This window comes from Paenibacillus xylanexedens, assembly GCF_001908275.1.
Lineage (GTDB): Bacteria > Bacillota > Bacilli > Paenibacillales > Paenibacillaceae > Paenibacillus > Paenibacillus xylanexedens_A.
Genome location: NZ_CP018620.1, coordinates 6,172,273 through 6,190,918, shown reverse-complemented (window position 1 = coordinate 6,190,918; position 18,646 = coordinate 6,172,273). Strand labels below are relative to the sequence as shown.

The window sequence follows — 18,646 nt, the reverse complement described above, 5'->3', positions numbered from 1 at the left end:
GCACATGGGACAGGTTTTCTTTTTGTTTACCGGATAATTCCAAGCCATATCAGCAATAATATGTCAAAACGACAAAAGGTGAGATTGGGATGCATCTCCTTGCGAAACGGCGAATCTATATAACTTGTATTCTTCTAACTCTTGTCTTTGGATTGCTTATATTACGATTGGGATGGGTTCAGATCGTTCAGGTGAATCAGACGATGCCTGGATTTCAGCGAACGGTACGTGAAATGTCTGTATTGCAGCGTGAACGCGGGGTGATGCTTGACCCGGGGCGGGGACAATTTACGGATTACAAGGGTGAGGCATTGACCGGTAAGCTGCAATGGGGACTGGTTATTTTTCCACAGGCAAGTCCATTAGAGACATTACGCAAGCATGGGGCATTAGAAGGCTCCGAGATGATACAGTTGGCAGCTATATTACATACCGATCCGGATCAATTGAAGAAGGAATGGAATCAGGAAAGTATACCTCATTTCTGGACAGCAGGTACACATCAGCCTGTTCATTTGACCGCTGCTCAGGTGGAACGCCTACGTAGTTTGCACCTGCAAGGAGCTGGCATCTATCCGATGATGACAAGATATCTTCAGGGGCATACGGGAATGCAGTGGATGGGTTATCTGGCTGAACAGCCTGAGTCCTCCAAAGTTCTAACTGGGCATCAGGATGAAGTAAAACAGCCATTTGCCATAAAATCAGGAGCAGCTGGACTGGAGAGGACACTTGAACCGCTGTTAAGGGGAATTGGCCCAACGCTTGTATCACGCATGGTCTCGGGTGGTGGAGAGATTATCCCTGATATCCAGCCACACGTCATTGCACCGACCAATAGCCATTATCCTTTACGAGTAGAAACCACAGTGGATGCTGAGTTACAGCGTGGGTTGGAGAAGTTGACGCAAGAATCTGGATTACAAGAAGGGGCCATTGTTGTGTTAGATGCCGCTAACGCAGATGTTCGCGCCATGATCTCCCGCCCTTTCTATCAGCCACAACATGTGGACCCTAAAGAATCGTCCTGGGGGAATCGTGCAGTACAGGGAGCTGTACCGGGTTCCATTTTCAAAATTGTCACTGCGGCAGCTGCTTTGGAGTATCATGCGGTTTCTAACGGAGAAGAATTCCATTGTGGTGGTGAGTACGGAAGATATGGGTTGTCTTGCTGGAAGGAGCATGGGCATGGAGACCTGAATCTGGAGCAAGGATTCGCTGAGTCTTGCAACATCGTATTCGCGGAAACGGCACGCAGGCTTAGTATGGAGCAACTGGAGAACACGGCTGATCGTCTGGGACTCGCGCGTCCGATTGGCTGGGAGGGGAAGCAGATGGCAGGAATGACTGTGTTACGACACTTTGATCATGAGGATCACGGGCGTGTGAGAACAGAGGCTGTTTCTTCTGCTGATGAAGGTGCAAAAATACAGACAGCAATTGGCCAGCGCGATGTCTTGGTCACACCGCTGCAAGCTGCCAATCTGATCGTTACACTGTTACATGATGGAAAGGTTAGTGCCCCACGTCTCGTTAAGCGCATCCAATATGCAGATGGTGACACCATGCTGGAGATGCCCTTGCATGATTCACCTTCAGCATCAGGACAGATTGCTCCCGCAACAGCGCATAAACTGTTATCCTGGATGAATAAGGTAGTTCGTGAGGGAACAGGAAAATCCCTGCAGCGTGCGCGGTGGCATGTTGCAGGGAAGTCAGGTACAGCTCAGGTACAGAAACATGGGGAGAAGCGTAACAATCAATGGTTCATTGGTTATGGACCGATAGAACAACCCAAGTACGCCGTAGCTGTTCTTGTCCAAAACGTCTCTCCAAACAGCCATCATCAGGCGACAGCTCTCTTCAGGAAGGTGATGGACTATTTGGCGGAGTCCTCATGATCCTTCGCAGGAACGGGACGTTGTACAGTAGACTCGGCAAAATTCGCTGAGGCCTTATTAACGGGTGGGTCCATGACTAATGGAGAGGACTCAAATTCATCTTTTGGCAGGTGAATCCACTTTTGCAGGTATCCTTGTTGTAACAGTTCTTTCAGAAGGATCAGAAGCACTGGAGATAACACTACACCAGCTAGGCCAAAGATCGAAAGGGAGATCAGCATAAACGAAAGCATCAAGTACGCCGAGGATACACCAATCGAGTTACCCGATATTTTTGGTTCCAGCAACTGCCGTGTCAGCATCGTTACTGCCAGAATCACAATCAGGCCAATCGCCAGGCTACTATTGCCAATAATGAATAAGTAGACGATCCATGGAATAAACACAACAGGGACGCCAAGCAATGGTACCAGATCAAAAACCGCACAGACTGCTGCGATGGTAAAGGCGTTAGAGGTTCCCAAAATCAACAAACCTGCATAAATCAATACAAACGTAATGAGCATCATGATCATCTGTGCCTTCAGATACGAGCGGATTGTTTTGAACACGTGATTACGCATGAATTCAATAGCTAACTTTAATGTTTTGGGCGTTTTCGCACGGGCGAACTTGCGCCAGGATTCAATCTCGATACTGAGGAAAAATGCCAGAATAATCGCAATTCCGAAGTTCGTAATAAACGAAGAGAATGAACTGAGGAAACCTACGACGAACTGTGCGCCGCTAGTTACCCATTTGGACAGGAACCCGGTCAGTGTTGCAAAATAATCATTCGCTTTTTCCATAACTCCATCAGGGAGAGCGTCTGACTTGTCCTGAATGAATAACACCAGATTGGTGAATTCACGCTGTATCATTTCAATGTATACGGGAAAATTATCTTGAAGATTGGAAATTTGTGAAATGATAATCAAGCCTACCCCAAAAAAGGCAGCGACAATTAATGCAAGAAACAACAAGACGGAGATGGCGGCTCCAAGTGTCTTGGGCAATCCTTTGCGATGTAAAAATTTGGCCAGCGGTTCAATCATCCAATACACAATGAATGATAGAAAGACCGGTGCAACCACATGGTATAATTGACTGAAACCGTACATGATCACATACACGGTTAATACGAGCAACGCGATGTCAAAGACAGTTCGCCCGTATTTTTTGTAAAGCGGTAGCATGGACATGGCTCCTTTGATGGCAATAATTAGATTGTATTTATTGTACACGATAGCTATCTTTTTGGGAAAACAGGATTCAAGAAAAGTCCGAACTATGATAAAATTAAAGGCGGTTTATTTTAGATAGTGCCCATAGTGCACCGTAATTCAGCAGGAGAAGTGGGGAGCTTGCAACATGACAACGATACTTCAGAGTATTCTACTGTGGTTATTGTATCTTTCATCTTTTTACGCCTTTATTCCAAGTTTGATCAGCAGGCTTTTTGGTTTTCGTGTATTTCGACGGGGAAGAAGTGATACACAATTTGCATTAACGTTTGACGATGGGCCAGATCCACATTATACGCCAAGACTGCTCGATCTGCTTCGTCAGCATCAAGCAAAAGCCACATTTTTTGTCGTTGGAGAACATGCAGCGAGTCATCCTGAACTCATACAGCGCATACATGAGGAAGGTCATCTTATTGGCATTCATAATTATATTCACAAGACGAACTGGCTCATGCGGCCACGTACCGTTCGCGATCAGATTCAGCGAACAGGTCAGATTATTCATGAAGTAACCGGCGTGAAGACTTGTTATTATCGTCCACCGTGGGGAATTATGAATTTGTTTGATTTTTTCAGCAAGAAAGAAAGAAAGATTGTACTGTGGTCCTCCATGTTTGAAGACTGGAGAAGCCGAGTAGGTGCCCAGAGATTGACTGAACGGATGCTGAAGGAACTGAGAGGCGGAGAGGTCATGCTGCTGCATGATCGAGGAACGACCCTTGGTGCTGATGCACACGCGCCGGAGCAGATGCTTCAGGCGCTGGAAGTCGTATTACAGGAAGCTGAACGGCTAGGCCTGCAAAGCGTACGCGTTGATACGTTGATGGGAGGTATCATAGTGAGCGAATCTCAGAACAAAACACAATTACAGACTCCATTGAAGCTATGGAAACGAATCGTTGTTGCCTTATGGCTGGGCTGGGAGAAGTTGTTCCACTGGGTATACCATCTACGGACGGCTTCGCCAGAGGACCCCATGCTGCACTTCAGATCACGTGTGTATCACGGAGCACGGGTGGAGATGAATGATGGCCATGTCATTCAAAATGGAGATCCGGTGATAGAACTACATTTTGACAATCAGAAGTTGTTTGAACTTGGAGTGACGTCACGTTCCAGTATGCATTTGGCTATTCGCATGATTAGGACGATGGAACAGCAATTGCCGGATTTGGCACGCATGGTGGCACTCGAACCTGAGTTACGCTCTGCCAAGGCCATATACGGTGTGAGTATGATTAACAGAGGCCCAGAAAAATTCGGATTTACCATACAAGAATTGCCTCCTGGACCGTTCAGTGCTGCATCCAAAGTATACTTGAAGTTGCTGTTAAGTGTAATCCACCCGGCAGGAACCAAACGTTTGAAACAGCGTACTGAACAACTGGTACCCAAGATGATTGCCATGCCGCTGGATCTATTATTGGAACGTTACGGTCAACATACGATGCAGGTAGCAGCAACGGTAGAAGAATCCAGAGATGAATCGTTGTTAATTGAACAAGATATACTGCCAGAGCGGAACTAAACGGACTGATCACACCAACCAGCAAAAGAAAAGGGTTGCCCTTCGCCAGATTTGGCAGAAGAGCAACCCTTTATTTATTAGTGAATTAGATACTCAGTACGCCACCGTTGCTTGCATTGGTAACCAGTTTGGAATAACGAGCCAAGTAACCGGTTTTTACTTTCGGTTCAAAGCCTTTCCAACCTGCGCGACGACGTTCAAACTCTTCGTCACTGATGTGCAATTCGATGATACGGTTGTTCAGATCCAGCTCGATGATGTCTCCTTCTTCAACAAAGGCGATTGGACCACCCTCAGCTGCTTCCGGAGAGATATGTCCGATACTGATTCCGCGGGATGCACCAGAGAAGCGTCCATCGGTGATCAGACCAACTTTGGCACCAAGACCCATACCTACGATCTGGGAAGTAGGAGCCAGCATCTCAGGCATACCTGGTCCACCTTTTGGTCCTTCATAACGGATAACAACAACATGTCCTTCTTTTACTTTGCCGTTAGCAATACCTTCGAGCGCTTGCTCTTGGGAGTCAAAGCAGATGGCAGGACCTTTGTGGTATCCACCAACCGAAGCATCAACAGCACCAACTTTGATGATAGCTCCTTGTGGTGCAAGGTTACCAAACAATACAGCCAGGCCGCCTTTTTCGGAATGCGGGTTATCCAGATGGTGGATGACATTGGTATCCTGGATTTCTTTTCCTTCAACGTTCTCACGGATTGTTTTACCTGTTACTGTAATACAGTCACCATGAATCGCGCCTGGTTTCTTGAGCAATTCGTTCAGCACTGCGCTTACGCCGCCTGCATTGTGAACGTCTTCGATGTGAAGATCGGAAGCAGGTGCAAGTTTCGCCAGATGCGGAACGCGGTTAGCTACTTCATTGATCCGTTCGATTGGATACTCGATACCTGCTTCATGAGCCAGTGCCAGCGTGTGCAGTACTGTATTCGTAGATCCACCCATAGCCATATCCAGTGCAAACGCGTTATCGATCGCTTCTACAGTAACGATATCACGTGGTTTCAGATCCATTTTAATAAGTTCCATCAGTTGTTTAGCGGATTGTTTAACAAACTCACGACGCTCAGGAGCAACAGCCAGGATGGTTCCGTTACCTGGCATAGCCAGTCCCATCGCTTCAGCCAGACAGTTCATGGAGTTCGCTGTGAACATACCGGAGCATGATCCACATGTTGGACAACCGAACTGTTCAAGTTCAAGCAAGCTCTTGTCATCAATTTTACCCGCTTGATAAGCGCCTACGCCTTCAAATACAGAGGTCAAGGACAGAGCTTTACCATTGCTGTCACGACCGGCTTTCATCGGTCCACCGCTGACAAACACGGTAGGGATATTACAACGGAGTGCACCCATCATCATGCCGGGTGTAATTTTATCGCAGTTCGGGATACATACCATGCCGTCGAACCAGTGTGCAGATACAACGGTTTCCACGGAATCCGCGATAATGTCACGGCTTGGCAGCGAGTAACGCATACCAATGTGTCCCATGGCAATACCATCATCTACTCCGATGGTGTTGAATTCGAATGGAACGCCACCGGCTTCACGAATAGCATCCTTTACAATTTTACCGAATTCCTGAAGGTGGACGTGGCCGGGCACGATATCGATGTAAGAGTTACATACGGCAATAAATGGCTTGCCGAAATCCTCTTCTTTAACGCCCGCTGCGCGGAGCAAACTCCGGTGCGGTGCACGGTCAAAACCTTTTTTGATCATATCGGAACGCATCTTCTTGGCTGACATGGTGTGTTTCCCCCCAAATATATAATATTGAGCAACATGAATGGAAAAGTAAATGGCAGTGCATCTGTCGTTTAATTTCATCCGTACTCTAAAAAAAGGTCCGGCTTGCCGGTGTCGAGCTCCCCGTAGTTTGTGAAATTCTTTGCTGCTTTAAACCCGTGAACACCCGGTTTTTCTATTGAGTCTATCACAACCGTCGTCATATTTCTACAATCAATAGAAAGAAGCCTCAAACCATTTTCATGGAATTAGACTTCTTGATTTGCGGGAAAGCTATGATCATGTTTCGATGTGGCGAGCGGAATTCATCAGTTGCTTCCGCCTTTGCGTCCAATCTCACGATAGAATTCCTTATTATGGGTTTCGGAGGTTGCTTCGCCGCCCTTGCGACCAATCTGCTTGTAAAAGTCAGTATCATGGGCATCTGAAGTCGCTTCTCCACCTTTTTTTCCAATCATCTGGTAGAAGCTTCGATCATGGTTTTTGGAAGTGGCTTTACCACCTAATCTACCGGCTTCCTCACGGCTCATCTTGCGTTCTGACGTCGGTTGACGTGCCATTACAAATCACTCCTTACAACGATAAGTTGTTTTTTGTAGCGCGTATCCCTAATTTACCACATCATTTCCAGCCTGAAACAACACACCAGGATGGAATCGATGGTGAAGAGATCCGTCAGAGCGTTAGGGCGACCGTTTGAACACCTCATGCCGATTGAAAGAAAAGCGGGATATATCCGGTTCAATTAAGGGTTTGAACGTGTGACGTACAGCCGGCAGAGCCAGTGTGACTGCAAAGAGTACGGCGATGACAAGTATGACTGGGATATACGCCGAACTTCCCATATAACTGTAGACTCCAGACCAGATCGCGAGCCGAACGAGAAAACCATGCAGCAGGAATACATAGAGTGTGCGTCGTCCAAGGTCCGTCAGTCTGGAAGTCAGGGAAGGTACCCAGGCCAAGAAAAGTGTTGCCGATGCGATTTCCAATAGGTAGACACCAAGTCGGAAGATGCCGGCATACCATTCGTGGTGACCCAGTTCGGCGTACGTCATGCTGCCAAGTAACCATCCCGATGAAATATTCATACCCCCATACCCGATCCATACCAACAGTGCAGCGGAGAGGATGGCTGCGGTTTTTCGCCCCCAACCGGATAATAAACGAGAACGAATGGATGCTCCATAGTCATAACCGATGACAAAAAACGGCAGAAATACAAACGTACGGCTGAAGCTTAGCCAGAATCCGTCGATGGGCAAATACCCGGCAATTACACCGAGCGCAATCGATCCAATCAGCCGATATATCGGTTTCCATGAAATCGTCAGACGAAGCAACAGTCGCCAGCAGAAATGACTCGCGAGAAACCATAACAGCAAGTAAGGTGCAAAGAAGGATAGCCGCATATGGGGTGTGTGGAAGACGGTAAAGTCCATTAATGCGTATAAGGACTGAAACAGTACATATTGTAAGGCAATCTGCTTCAGGACATTTCGCCCAGAGGCACCTTGAAGTGAGTGTGTCGCAAAATACCCGGTTACCCATACAAAGAGTGGCATGTGAAACGTATATATCCACAGGAACAGAGCTTCTGCTCCTGCAAAGCGTGTGATGAGTGGTTCCAGTGCATTACCAGCAAGGACACAGACGATAAGCATAAAGCGCAGATTGTAAAAGAAAGATTCCTGATCATCCCGGATCAGTGTCTGTTTTTTCATGGTGTAGCCCCCTTATAGACCCTAGTTGCAAGGTCATTTGCATCTGTAATAAGGGTAATACGGATGTACATTATCTATTGTGATTTAATTCACATTGGTAAGCGTTATCTTTTCTCAAAGCTGTGACAACAAAATGAACGCAACGGGATTGACAACGGTTGCATAGAGGATGACAATAGTAAAAGAAGATGAGGGAATGTAAATACAAGGAGGGAAGAAATCATGTCAACGAGTCCCTATCCAAGCCCGGAAATTATTACGTTTGGGGAAAGTATGGGTTTGCTGACCGCCAAGGATACAAGAGGGCTGGAATATGCAGCCACACTGGACAAGTCTTTCGGGGGTGCTGAGAGCAATCTGGCTATCGGCGTATCCCGCCTGGGGCATACCAGTGGTTGGTTTGGACGCTTGGGCAATGATCCGATCGGCAGTATGATTCTGAAAGCCATTCGCGGTGAAGGTGTAGATGTATCCCGGGTAAGCTTAAGTGATGACGAGCCTACTGGTTTGATGATTCGTGAGAACGCTTCCGGGAAAGCCTCGGTGCATTATTATAGGAAGCTATCTGCTGCAAGTGCGATCACACCTGATGATCTGGATCCCGACTATATTGCCGGGGCGAAGATATTGCATGTTACGGGTATAACGGCAGCGATAAGCCAGTCCGGACTTGCAACCGTAGAGGCTGCCATACATATTGCCAAACAGGCAGGGGTGAAAGTAAGCTTTGATCCAAATCTGCGTCTCAAACTATGGTCTGCGGAAGAGGCCCGTCCAGTTTTACTGCGTTTAGCTGAACTGGCGGACTACTTTTTACCGGGTCTGGACGAGATGAAACTTCTATATAACGAAGAAAATGATCAAAAAGTACTTGAGCGTTTATCTGCCATGAATGCTGTGTGCATTGTGAAGGGTGGCCCTGATTTGACCTACGTATTGGCGAATGGTACCCTAACGGAAGTTCCGTACTTTAAGGCGGATTATGTTCTGGATACGGTAGGTGCAGGAGATGGATTCTGCGCGGGATTTTTATCGGGTTTGTTAAAAGGATACTCCCCGCAGGAAGCAACCCGTCTCGGCAATTTGACCGGTTCCATGGTTATACAGGCTGTTGGCGATTGGGAGGCGCTCCCGACGTGGGAGCAGGTCGAGGCCAAGCTGAACAACGTTGCCCATGTTGAGCGCTAGTCGCTGCTGAGATCATATATGGCTCATCTTCGTTCTTAAATGTAAGGCTTGTATACACAACCACCACATTGACAAGGGAGAGAATGAAATGAAGAAGCTTCAGCTGTTGCAAAAGATTACGGACAATGGGGTTGTGGCAGTTCTGCGTGCAGATTCTGCGGATCAAGTCATTGCCATGGCCGAGCAAGCGATTGCGGGTGGCATTAAAGTTATCGAGATAACGATGACAGTACCCAGTGCACTCAAAGCCATTGAAAAATTAAGCCGTGTATATCATTGGAACACACAAGATCCAGAGAAATTCGCGATTATTGGTGCGGGAACGGTGCTCGAACCGCAAACGGCAAGAGCCGCCATCATGTCGGGTGCCGAGTTTGTCGTTGGACCTTCCCTGAATCCGGATACCGTCCAGATCTGCAACCTGTATCGAATTCCGATTCTGCCGGGTGTGATGACGATTGCTGACGTTCAACGCGCATTGGAACTCGGCGTGGACATTGTGAAGTTGTTCCCGGGTAATCTGTACGATCCTTCGATTATCAAAACGATGAAGGGCCCTATGCCGCAGGCGAATTTTATGCCAACTGGCGGGGTATCCTTGTCTAATCTGGGAGATTGGATCAAGGGTGGAGCAGTGGCTGTAGGGATCGGTTCCGACTTGACATCGGAAGCTGTGAAGACGGGTGACCTGAGTCATGTCCGTCGCAAAGCGGAACAATATATGGATGCTTACCGCAAGGCCAAGGCTGAATAATATTTTTTTAATTCGTAGAAGGGGAGCCTGACAGACAAAGGCTCCCAATTCTGTGAGCCGCGGCACCTGCGGAAGTGAAGAAAGGTGATTAACGTTGAGAAATCGGTATAATACAGGGCGCAAGAAGAGGGGCATTGGGAAATTCCTGCTCGTACTTCTGGCGCTCATTGTCATTGGATGTGGATTTGTTGCGTGGAAATTATTCACACCATACGGTCCACAGGAAACAGCCCAAACAGCTATGGAAACAGCCAATAAGGTGACCGTGAGCGAACAAGAGAACTGGATTGATTTTGTGCCAGATAAACCGACTGGGAAAAGTGTACTTTTCTACCCTGGTGGACTGGTAAAACCTGAAAGTTATGCACCACTTGCGCATGAGCTGGCTGCTGCGGGTCATCACACGATTATTGCCAAGATGCCAGTTAACCTGGCAGTGCTTAAGCCAAACTTGGCAGATGAGATTCTGGCCGCATATCCAGAAGAACAATTTGTTATGGGTGGACACTCTCTCGGCGGGTCGATGGCTGCACGTTATGTAGCCGCACATGCTGATGCACTTCACGGGATATTCTTCTTGGCATCTTACCCGGATGAAAAAGGAAGCGTAAAGTCACTTGGAATACCTGCTTTATCTATTCTGGGTACTAAAGATGAAGTCGTGAATGCTACGAAGTATCAGAGTGGACGGATGTATCTTCCAGAAGACACGGTATATTACACCATTGAAGGTGGTAACCACGCCCAGTTCGGTGATTATGGTCATCAAAAAGGAGATGGCGAGCCGGAAGTGAGTGGAGAAGAACAGCTGAATCAGACGGTCAAGACGGTACTGGCTTGGTTAAGTACCATGAAGTAATTATTGCTAGACTCATCTTCGGAGGTGGTACGGATGGCTAGGCTTCAAGTGAATGGAGCGCAGATCCCATGTAAAGGTATCCTGTTTGATAAAGATGGAACACTGCTGGAATTCCTCCAGCTATGGGGGCCGTGGGCAGAGGCATTACTGGATCAGTTGCAATCACGTATGAATGAACTCGGAGCTTCATTTACGGTTGAACGGGAGCACGTCTTAGGCACCATTCATAATGCAGAAGGTCACATTGTCGGCTATGATCCGCAAGGCCCGCTGGCCATTGCGACTGTGGATGAGTGCACGGGATTGCTTGCCGGGCAACTATATGCAGCAGGCATACCATGGAATGAAGCGATCACAACGATACGCAAATTTTCAAGTGTAGCCATGAGATCGGTAAGAGAGCGCAAATCCGCTGAACCCATGTCAGGATTGCTGGAATTCTTGCAGAAATGCAGGGCAGCAGACATACCACTGGCGGTCGTCACTTCAGATAGTACAGCGGCAGCAGAAACACATCTGGATTGGATGGGGATTCGTTCCTTTTTCACATCCATTGTGGGCTGTGATCGGGTGACCCAGGGCAAACCGGATAGAGAAGCAGCACTCTTGGCTTGCCGTGAATTACATATCGATCCTGCGGAGGCCGTTGTAATTGGAGACAGCAATGGGGATATTCAGATGGGGCGGCACGCAGAGGTATCCTATACGCTCGGTTACTGTCCGCAGTTAGATCAAGGATCTCACCTGGTTGATGCCCATGCCATTATTCGTCATTATAATGAGATAAGCATTATTTTATAAGTCACCCTGGCTTGGTTGAACGATATAAAAGGAGGAGAGAGGATGAACGCAACAGAACAACTGGCTGCCTGGATTCAGGAGAGCTCCCGGATTGTTTTTTTCGGAGGGGCCGGGACTTCAACGGAAAGCGGGATTCCCGACTTCCGCTCGGCTGCGGGTCTGTATCAGACGGAGCAGCATTCGCCTTATCCACCGGAAGAGTTATTAAGCCGGCATTTTTTTGATCAACATGCTGATATTTTTTATGATTTTTATCGTGGAAAAATGCTTCATCCAGATGCGGAACCGAATGGGTGTCATCGACTATTGGCCCGTCTGGAGCAGGCGGGAAAGCTTCAGGCAGTGATCACGCAAAATATCGACGGACTACATCAGAAGGCAGGTAGTAGCAATGTTTTTGAACTTCACGGTTCAATTCATCGTAATGCCTGCATGGATTGCAAGCAGTTCTATACGCTGAATGATATTATACAGTCCCAAGATACCGTGCCTCGCTGTAACACATGTGGTGGTGTGATCAAACCGGATGTGGTGCTGTACGAAGAGGAGCTGGATCAGACGACATTGTATCGTTCCATTGATGCACTGTCTTCTGCAGATCTGTTACTCGTGGGAGGCACGTCACTGACGGTATATCCGGCGGCCCAGTTAATTACGTATTTTCAGGGAAAACATACCGTTCTGCTCAACGCTACACCTACCGCTTACGACAGCAGGGCTGATTTGCTGATTACAGAGCCGATTGGTGAGGTAATGAATAATGTGGACCAGCTTCTTGGTTGAACGTATGGACTGAATAACCGCATTCTCCGGTATAGACCGGATACAAGAGGCGGAACCTGGGGAAAGAAGGGATTCATAATGGTCTACGTAGCAAGCGATACTCGCTATGAAACGATGAAATATAACCGCGTTGGACGTTCAGGTTTGAAACTGCCAGCGATTTCACTGGGGCTGTGGCATAATTTTGGCGGTATCAATAACGCTGAGAATGGTCGTAATATGATTACCCGATCATTTGATCTGGGTATTACACATTTTGATCTTGCCAACAACTATGGCCCACCGGCAGGTTCGGCAGAGCAGTTATTTGGACAGGTACTGGCCCAGGATCTGAAACCTTATCGTGATGAACTGGTGATCTCCACCAAAGCGGGGTATTATATGTGGCCCGGACCGTATGGCGAGTGGGGTTCACGCAAAAATCTGGTATCCAGTTTGAATCAGAGCTTGAAGCGTATGGGCCTGGATTATGTAGATATTTTCTATTCACATCGTTATGATCCCGAAACACCTTTGGAAGAAACGATGATGGCACTGGATCATATTGTTCGCTCGGGCAAAGCCCTTTATGTGGGGATATCCAACTATCCCGCAGAGCAGACAAGACAGGCTGCCGAAATTCTGAAAGGTCTGGGTACGCCTCTGTTAATCCATCAACCGAAATACTCGCTGCTGGACCGCTGGATTGAAGATGGTTTGCAGGACGTGCTGGATGAGTATGGAACAGGCAGTATTGCATTCTGTCCATTGGCACAAGGTGTGCTCACGAACAAATACTTGAATGGTATCCCGGAAGACTCACGTGCCAAAGGACCGTCGGTATTCCTGAATGAAAACAACATCTCTCCAGAGACGCTCCGCAAAGTGCGTGCGCTGAACCAGATTGCAGCAGCCCGTGGTCAGAGTTTGGCCCAATTTTCACTCTCCTGGGTGCTGCGTAATGGCAGGGTAACTTCTGCGCTGATTGGCGCAAGTCGTCCTTCCCAGATTGAAGAGAATGTGGCTGCACTCAGTCAGCTGGATTTCTCTACAGAGGAATTGGAACGGATTGAATCCATCCTGTCTCCGTAGCCTGATGACAAATAAATAAAGTGCAAAAGGTGCATCTTAGCCATAATGGCGGAATGCACCTTTTTTTGTCTTACGTGGTTCCGTCCGTTAAGTTGCTTACCGTTTGTTTTGTTGAGCATTCTTCTGTAACCCCTGGTTTAGTGGGCGGGACAGTATTTTCTCTCGATACAAGCTAGGCGCTTCACCGTGAAATCGTTTGAACTGTTTGGAGAAATATAGCGCGTCTGGCAGTCCAACCGATGCAGATACCTGTTCGATGGACAGATCCGGGCGTTCTCTCAGGAGTTGGCGCGACTTGTCGATCCGTAGTTTTAGCAGATAGGTGACTGGGGAAAGTCCAGTTTCCTGTTTGAAAATACGGGATAAATACGCGCGGTTGTATCCAAGACTCGCAGACATTTGTTCAATGGAGACAGGGTAGGCATATTGGGTAGACATATATTGAATCATCTGTTTCACCGTACGTCGGATGGAGGATTCACCGGGAATTAAGGTTTGACCCTGCGAAAGGTGATTCTGTGCTTCGGCTAGAATCATATATAACGTACCCAGTGATGTGAAATGGGAGCTTTCTTTGCGCTCCGCAAAAGCATCCTGCATCACGGATAGCCAATCGGATATTCCACAGGATGGTCCAGCATGAAAAACGGACTTCTCCGGGCGGAATCCAGCCTCCTCGGCATGCTGGGCAGCCTGGCTGCCTGTGAAGGCGATCCAGCGGTATTGCCATGGGTTGCGGGCATGGGATTGGTAGCTCACCAGTTGCCCGGGATGAATGAGGAAACAATCACCTGCGGATAAATCGTAGGTGTGCAGTTCGGTACGGAACGTACCCGCCCCTTTTTCTACATAGTGCAGCAGATAATAATCAAACAGTTTGGGTCCGACGGCATGACCCGGAAGGGTCTGGCTTGCTCCGGCAAACAGGACATGCAGTGCGCCTTGTTCGTAATAGACCGGATTGGAGGCAACTGAATAACTGAGTGCTCCGCTTTTACCGGAAGGTGATTCCTGTATTTTTTCGTTAGAAGATGCAAGGGATTCTTTCTTGGGGTTGGATTGATCTGACATGGTCGTTTCCTTCTTTCCGGGATGCTCCGATCATTATACGCCTTAAGGTCACATTTATCCATATGAAACACACATGGTTGCATTACAAGAGGCACCGCTTTCTTATATAATAACATTAAGAAAACCACAACAACGAGGCGAGGTGCATCAGCAGTGAACGTAACTGAATTGAAACAAAAGTTTATTGAGAAGTACGGAGAGAGTGGAGCGGACATCCGTGTATTTCATGCCCCTGGGCGCGTGAATCTGATCGGTGAGCACATTGATTATAATGGTGGATACGTGCTTCCGGCAGCACTTGAATTCGGAACAACATTGATCATTCGTGAGCGTCAGGACAACAAGTTGCAACTAGCTTCCACGAATATGTTTTATGAAGGGGTACTAGACACTTCCTCCATCGGTAAGGAAAAAACCGGAGAATGGACCGACTATCCTGTTGGTGTCATGGTTGAATTGCAAGGCAAAGGCGTGAATGTAACAAAAGGGTATGACTTCCTGTACCACGGGGAGATTCCGAACGGGGCAGGACTTTCATCATCTGCATCTCTGGAGGTACTCACCGGATTTGCGATTCAGTCTCTGGAGGGTGTGTCGGATATTGATACGGTTCAACTGGCGCTTTTGTCCCAGAAAGCGGAAAATGAGTTCGTAGGCGTCAACTGTGGAATCATGGATCAGTTCGCTGTCGCAAACGGTGCTCAGGATCACGCGATTCTGCTGATGTGTGACACACTGGAGTACGAAAAGGTTCCTTTCCGTACAGGCTCCTACAAATTGGTCATCGGTAACACGAACAAACGCCGGGGTCTGGTGGATTCGGCTTACAATGAACGTCGCTCCCAATGCGAGCAGGCACTTGCCATCTTGAAGGAACAGCTGCCTGCACTGAATTACCTGGCTCAATTGACGCCAGAGCAGTTCGTAACACTACAAGATCAGATCAAGGATGAGAAAGTAAGACAGCGTGCACAACATGTTGTGGAAGAGAACGCGCGTGTGCTCGCATCGGTCGAAGCATTGCAGGGTAACGATCTGGAAACCTTCGGCAAGCTGATGAACGCTTCTCATGAATCGCTTCGTGACTTGTACGAAGTAAGCTGTGATGAGCTGGACGTTATGGTTGAAGAAGCTCAGCGGATTCCAGGCACGCTTGGTGCTCGGATGACTGGCGCAGGATTTGGCGGTTGTACCGTATCACTTGTGCATGAAGATGATGTCGAGCGTTTTGTAAGTGAAGTGGGCGCTGCATATGAAGCGCGTACCCGTCTAAAAGGTGATTTCTATGTATGCGGTGTAGGCGACGGTGTTAAAGAATTGAAGGAGGCGAAGTAAAATGGCAATTTTGGTGACAGGTGGAGCAGGGTATATTGGATCTCATACGGTAGCAGCATTGTTGGAACGTGGAGAAGAGGTTGTTGTACTGGATAACTTGCAGACAGGGCATCGTGAAGCGTTGCTCGGCGGTAAGTTGTATGAAGGGGATCTGCGTGACAAAGAAATTCTGGCGAAGCTGTTCGCTGAGAATTCAATCGATGCAGTCATTCACTTTGCAGCCAACTCACTCGTAGGCGAGAGTATGAAAGACCCGGTTAAATATTATGACAACAACGTGTTTGGTACACTCTGTCTGTTGGAAGCGATGAATGCAGCGAACGTACGCCGCATCGTCTTCTCTTCTACAGCAGCTACCTACGGTGAGCCTGAGAAAGTGCCAATCGAAGAGAGTGATCGTACAGAACCAACCAACGTATACGGCGAAACAAAGCTGATGATGGAGCGCATGATGTCATGGTTCGATAAAGTTCAGGATATCAAATACGTTTCCCTGCGTTACTTCAATGCAGCCGGTGCTCATGAGAGCGGCAAAATTGGTGAAGATCACCAACCAGAGAGTCATCTGATTCCACTCGTTCTGCAAACGGCTTTGAAACAACGTCCACACATCGCAGTGTTTGGTGACGACTATGCAACAGAAGATGGAACATGTATCCGTGACTATATCCACGTGAGCGACTTGGCTGATGCACATCTGCGTGCAGTAGATTATCTTCGCAAAGCTGAGAACAGTAATGTGTTCAACCTGGGTAACGGCACAGGATTCTCTGTAAAACAAGTGATTGAAACAGCTAAAAAAGTGACTGGCCTGGATATCCCGGTTGTACAGGAGCCACGTCGTGCAGGTGACCCGGCTGTGCTGGTAGCTTCATCTGCAAAAGCGAGATCTGTCCTGGGCTGGAACCCGAAATGGACCAATCTGGAAGATGTCATTCAAAGCGCTTGGAGCTGGCACCAATCACGTTCTGACGGCTACGGAAAAAACTAGGAGGCGAACAACCTTATGTCACAGACTCATATTGCAGCAGGTGCCACAGAGCGGACACCGGAGCAGCAGGAAGCACTGCATGCCATTGAACGTCTGGTTGCATTTGCCTTGCAGAAACAATTAATAGAGGAAGCGGATTGGGATTATAGCCGCAACCTTCTGCTGGAACAATTCGGATTCTCAGAGCCTTATGCCGGTGAGTTGGACACGACTGTGCCCGATGGCCCACAGGCGATGCTGGATACATTGATTGATTATGGATTTTCCATTGGACTCATTCCTGAAAATAGCGATACATTCCGTGATTTGCTGGATGCCAAGATCATGGGTCATTTGATGGCACGCCCATCCGAAGTGGTACGCGCCTTCCGCCACACGGAGCAGACGGAAGGCATTGAGGCGGCCACATCTCAATTCTATGACTTGTCGATTAACTCCAACTATATTCGGATGGATCGGATCTCGAAGAACGTTTACTGGACTCAGGACACGGCCTATGGCGACATGGAGATTACTATTAACCTGTCAAAACCGGAGAAAAGTCCAAAGGAAATTGCCATGGCGAAATTGCTTCCGCCACCGGTATATCCAAAATGCCAGCTGTGTCGTGAAAATGTAGGTTACGCTGGTCGGGTGAATCACCCGGCCCGCCAGAATCTGAGAGTCATTCCGCTGGAGCTTAACAACGAGCCTTGGTTGTTCCAATACTCGCCGTATGTGTATTACAACGAGCACTGCATCATTTTCCATCATGATCATGTGCCGATGAAATTAACCAAAGATACACTGCGCAGACTGCTTGCCTTTGTTGGGGAGTACCCGCATTACTTTATCGGATCTAACGCGGATCTGCCGATCGTGGGCGGTTCTATCCTGACACATGACCATTTCCAAGGCGGACGTCATACATTCGCCATTCAAAATGCACAGCCAGAGGCTGTCTTCCGCCATGCGGGTGCACCTGGACTTACATTGAGTCTTGTAAAATGGCCGATGTCCGTAATGCGTCTGGCCTCACACGATCCTGCAGAACTGCTAGAAGCTGGTAATGCTGTATATGAAGCGTGGAAGGTCTACAGTGATTCTGCTGTGGATATCGAAGCATTCAGTGAAGTGGACGGGGAACAAGTACCACACAATACGGTAACACCAATCGTTCGTCGCAGTGCAGATGGTGGTTATGAGATGGATCTTGTATTGCGTAACAATCGTACAAATGATGTGCATCCTGAAGGGATTTTCCATCCTCACCGTGAGATGCACCATCTGAAGAAAGAAAACATTGGTCTGATCGAAGTGATGGGGCTTGCCATCCTGCCAGGTCGTTTGAAAGAAGAACTGGACAGTATCGCGGATATCCTCGCTGGAGATGCCAAACTTGCTGAAGCCGCCAAAGCTTCTGATCATGTGTTGAACAAACATCTGGGCTGGGCGGAAGAATTGATTGAACGGTTTGGTCCTAACCTGGACAAAGAACAAGCCGTTGCCATTGTACAACAGGAAGTTGGCTTGAAATTTGCCGAGATTCTGGAACATGCAGGTGTTTACAAATATGATGAAGCAGGACGCCAGGCTTTCCATCGTTTTGTAAGCAGCATGGGATACACTGAATAGACATGTATAACGATGAACACCAGCCCATA

Annotated in this window: 15 protein-coding genes and 1 pseudogene; 11 read left to right on the top strand and 5 right to left on the bottom strand. The window is 47.9% G+C overall.

Annotation, left to right across the window (positions count from 1 at the left end; translation table 11 throughout):
* The first annotated feature begins 89 nt into the window (after positions 1–89).
* Positions 90–1,901, top strand: coding sequence for a peptidoglycan D,D-transpeptidase FtsI family protein (locus tag BS614_RS26910; RefSeq protein WP_074096203.1), 1,812 nt, complete (start codon positions 90–92; stop codon positions 1,899–1,901).
* Here BS614_RS26910 and BS614_RS26905 read toward each other — a convergent pair.
* A complete protein-coding gene (locus BS614_RS26905) occupies positions 1,880–3,076 on the bottom strand; it encodes an AI-2E family transporter (RefSeq protein WP_074096202.1) in 1,197 nt (398 codons plus the stop codon). The genes BS614_RS26910 and BS614_RS26905 overlap by 22 nt on opposite strands.
* Positions 3,077–3,251: 175 nt before the next feature.
* Here BS614_RS26905 and BS614_RS26900 point away from each other — a divergent pair, with 175 nt between their 5' ends.
* Positions 3,252–4,655 (top strand): polysaccharide deacetylase family protein, encoded by a 1,404-nt coding sequence (locus BS614_RS26900; RefSeq protein ID WP_074096201.1) that lies wholly within the window; start codon positions 3,252–3,254, stop codon positions 4,653–4,655.
* Between the two features lie 85 nt (positions 4,656–4,740).
* On the opposite strand, the gene ilvD is transcribed toward BS614_RS26900, so the two are convergent.
* The 3 genes and pseudogenes from ilvD to BS614_RS26885 all read right to left on the bottom strand — a co-directional run bounded on the left by ilvD (position 4,741) and on the right by BS614_RS26885 (position 8,150).
* Positions 4,741–6,426, bottom strand: coding sequence for a dihydroxy-acid dehydratase (ilvD, locus tag BS614_RS26895; protein WP_074096200.1), 1,686 nt, complete (start codon positions 6,424–6,426; stop codon positions 4,741–4,743).
* Positions 6,427–6,743: 317 nt separating this feature from the next.
* Positions 6,744–6,986: pseudogene (locus BS614_RS26890) on the bottom strand (KGG domain-containing protein); the annotation flags it as partial.
* Between the two features lie 123 nt (positions 6,987–7,109).
* A complete protein-coding gene (locus BS614_RS26885; RefSeq protein ID WP_074096198.1) occupies positions 7,110–8,150 on the bottom strand; it encodes an acyltransferase family protein in 1,041 nt (346 codons plus the stop codon).
* Positions 8,151–8,372: 222 nt separating this feature from the next.
* Here BS614_RS26885 and BS614_RS26880 point away from each other — a divergent pair, with 222 nt between their 5' ends.
* The 6 genes from BS614_RS26880 (at position 8,373) to mgrA (ending at position 13,606) form a co-directional block, all read left to right on the top strand.
* On the top strand, positions 8,373–9,338 hold the full coding sequence (locus tag BS614_RS26880; RefSeq protein ID WP_074096197.1) for a sugar kinase: 966 nt from the start codon (positions 8,373–8,375) through the stop codon (positions 9,336–9,338).
* Between the two features lie 88 nt (positions 9,339–9,426).
* Entirely contained in the window at positions 9,427–10,092 is a 666-nt protein-coding gene (locus BS614_RS26875; RefSeq protein WP_017686833.1) for a bifunctional 2-keto-4-hydroxyglutarate aldolase/2-keto-3-deoxy-6-phosphogluconate aldolase, read from the top strand.
* Positions 10,093–10,186: 94 nt separating this feature from the next.
* Positions 10,187–10,951: an alpha/beta hydrolase gene (locus BS614_RS26870; RefSeq protein WP_074096196.1), complete on the top strand. Its 765-nt coding sequence runs from the start codon at positions 10,187–10,189 to the stop codon at positions 10,949–10,951.
* Between the two features lie 33 nt (positions 10,952–10,984).
* Entirely contained in the window at positions 10,985–11,752 is a 768-nt protein-coding gene (locus BS614_RS26865; RefSeq protein WP_074096195.1) for an HAD family hydrolase, read from the top strand.
* A 42-nt stretch (positions 11,753–11,794) separates the two neighbouring features.
* Positions 11,795–12,535, top strand: coding sequence for an NAD-dependent protein deacylase (locus tag BS614_RS26860; protein ID WP_074096194.1), 741 nt, complete (start codon positions 11,795–11,797; stop codon positions 12,533–12,535).
* Between the two features lie 78 nt (positions 12,536–12,613).
* Positions 12,614–13,606 (top strand): L-glyceraldehyde 3-phosphate reductase, encoded by a 993-nt coding sequence (gene mgrA, locus BS614_RS26855; protein ID WP_074096193.1) that lies wholly within the window; start codon positions 12,614–12,616, stop codon positions 13,604–13,606.
* 96 nt (positions 13,607–13,702) lie between these two features.
* On the opposite strand, the gene BS614_RS26850 is transcribed toward mgrA, so the two are convergent.
* Positions 13,703–14,677 carry an AraC family transcriptional regulator gene (locus BS614_RS26850; RefSeq protein ID WP_244898210.1) on the bottom strand — a complete coding sequence of 325 codons (975 nt, stop codon included), beginning with the start codon at positions 14,675–14,677 and terminating at the stop codon, positions 13,703–13,705.
* Positions 14,678–14,830: 153 nt separating this feature from the next.
* On the opposite strand from BS614_RS26850, the gene BS614_RS26845 reads away from it, so the two are divergent.
* Genes BS614_RS26845 through BS614_RS26835 form a run of 3 tightly spaced genes read left to right on the top strand, consistent with a single transcriptional unit; the run spans position 14,831 to position 18,617 of the window.
* The gene (locus BS614_RS26845; RefSeq protein WP_074096192.1) at positions 14,831–16,012 is read left to right on the top strand and encodes a galactokinase; all 1,182 of its coding nucleotides are present in this window, start codon (positions 14,831–14,833) and stop codon (positions 16,010–16,012) included.
* A 1-nt stretch (position 16,013) separates the two neighbouring features.
* On the top strand, positions 16,014–17,003 hold the full coding sequence (galE, locus tag BS614_RS26840) for a UDP-glucose 4-epimerase GalE (protein WP_074096191.1): 990 nt from the start codon (positions 16,014–16,016) through the stop codon (positions 17,001–17,003).
* Positions 17,004–17,018: 15 nt separating this feature from the next.
* Positions 17,019–18,617, top strand: a complete 1,599-nt coding sequence (locus BS614_RS26835) for a UDP-glucose--hexose-1-phosphate uridylyltransferase (RefSeq protein ID WP_074096190.1) — start codon at positions 17,019–17,021, stop codon at positions 18,615–18,617.
* Positions 18,618–18,646: the final 29 nt, after the last annotated feature.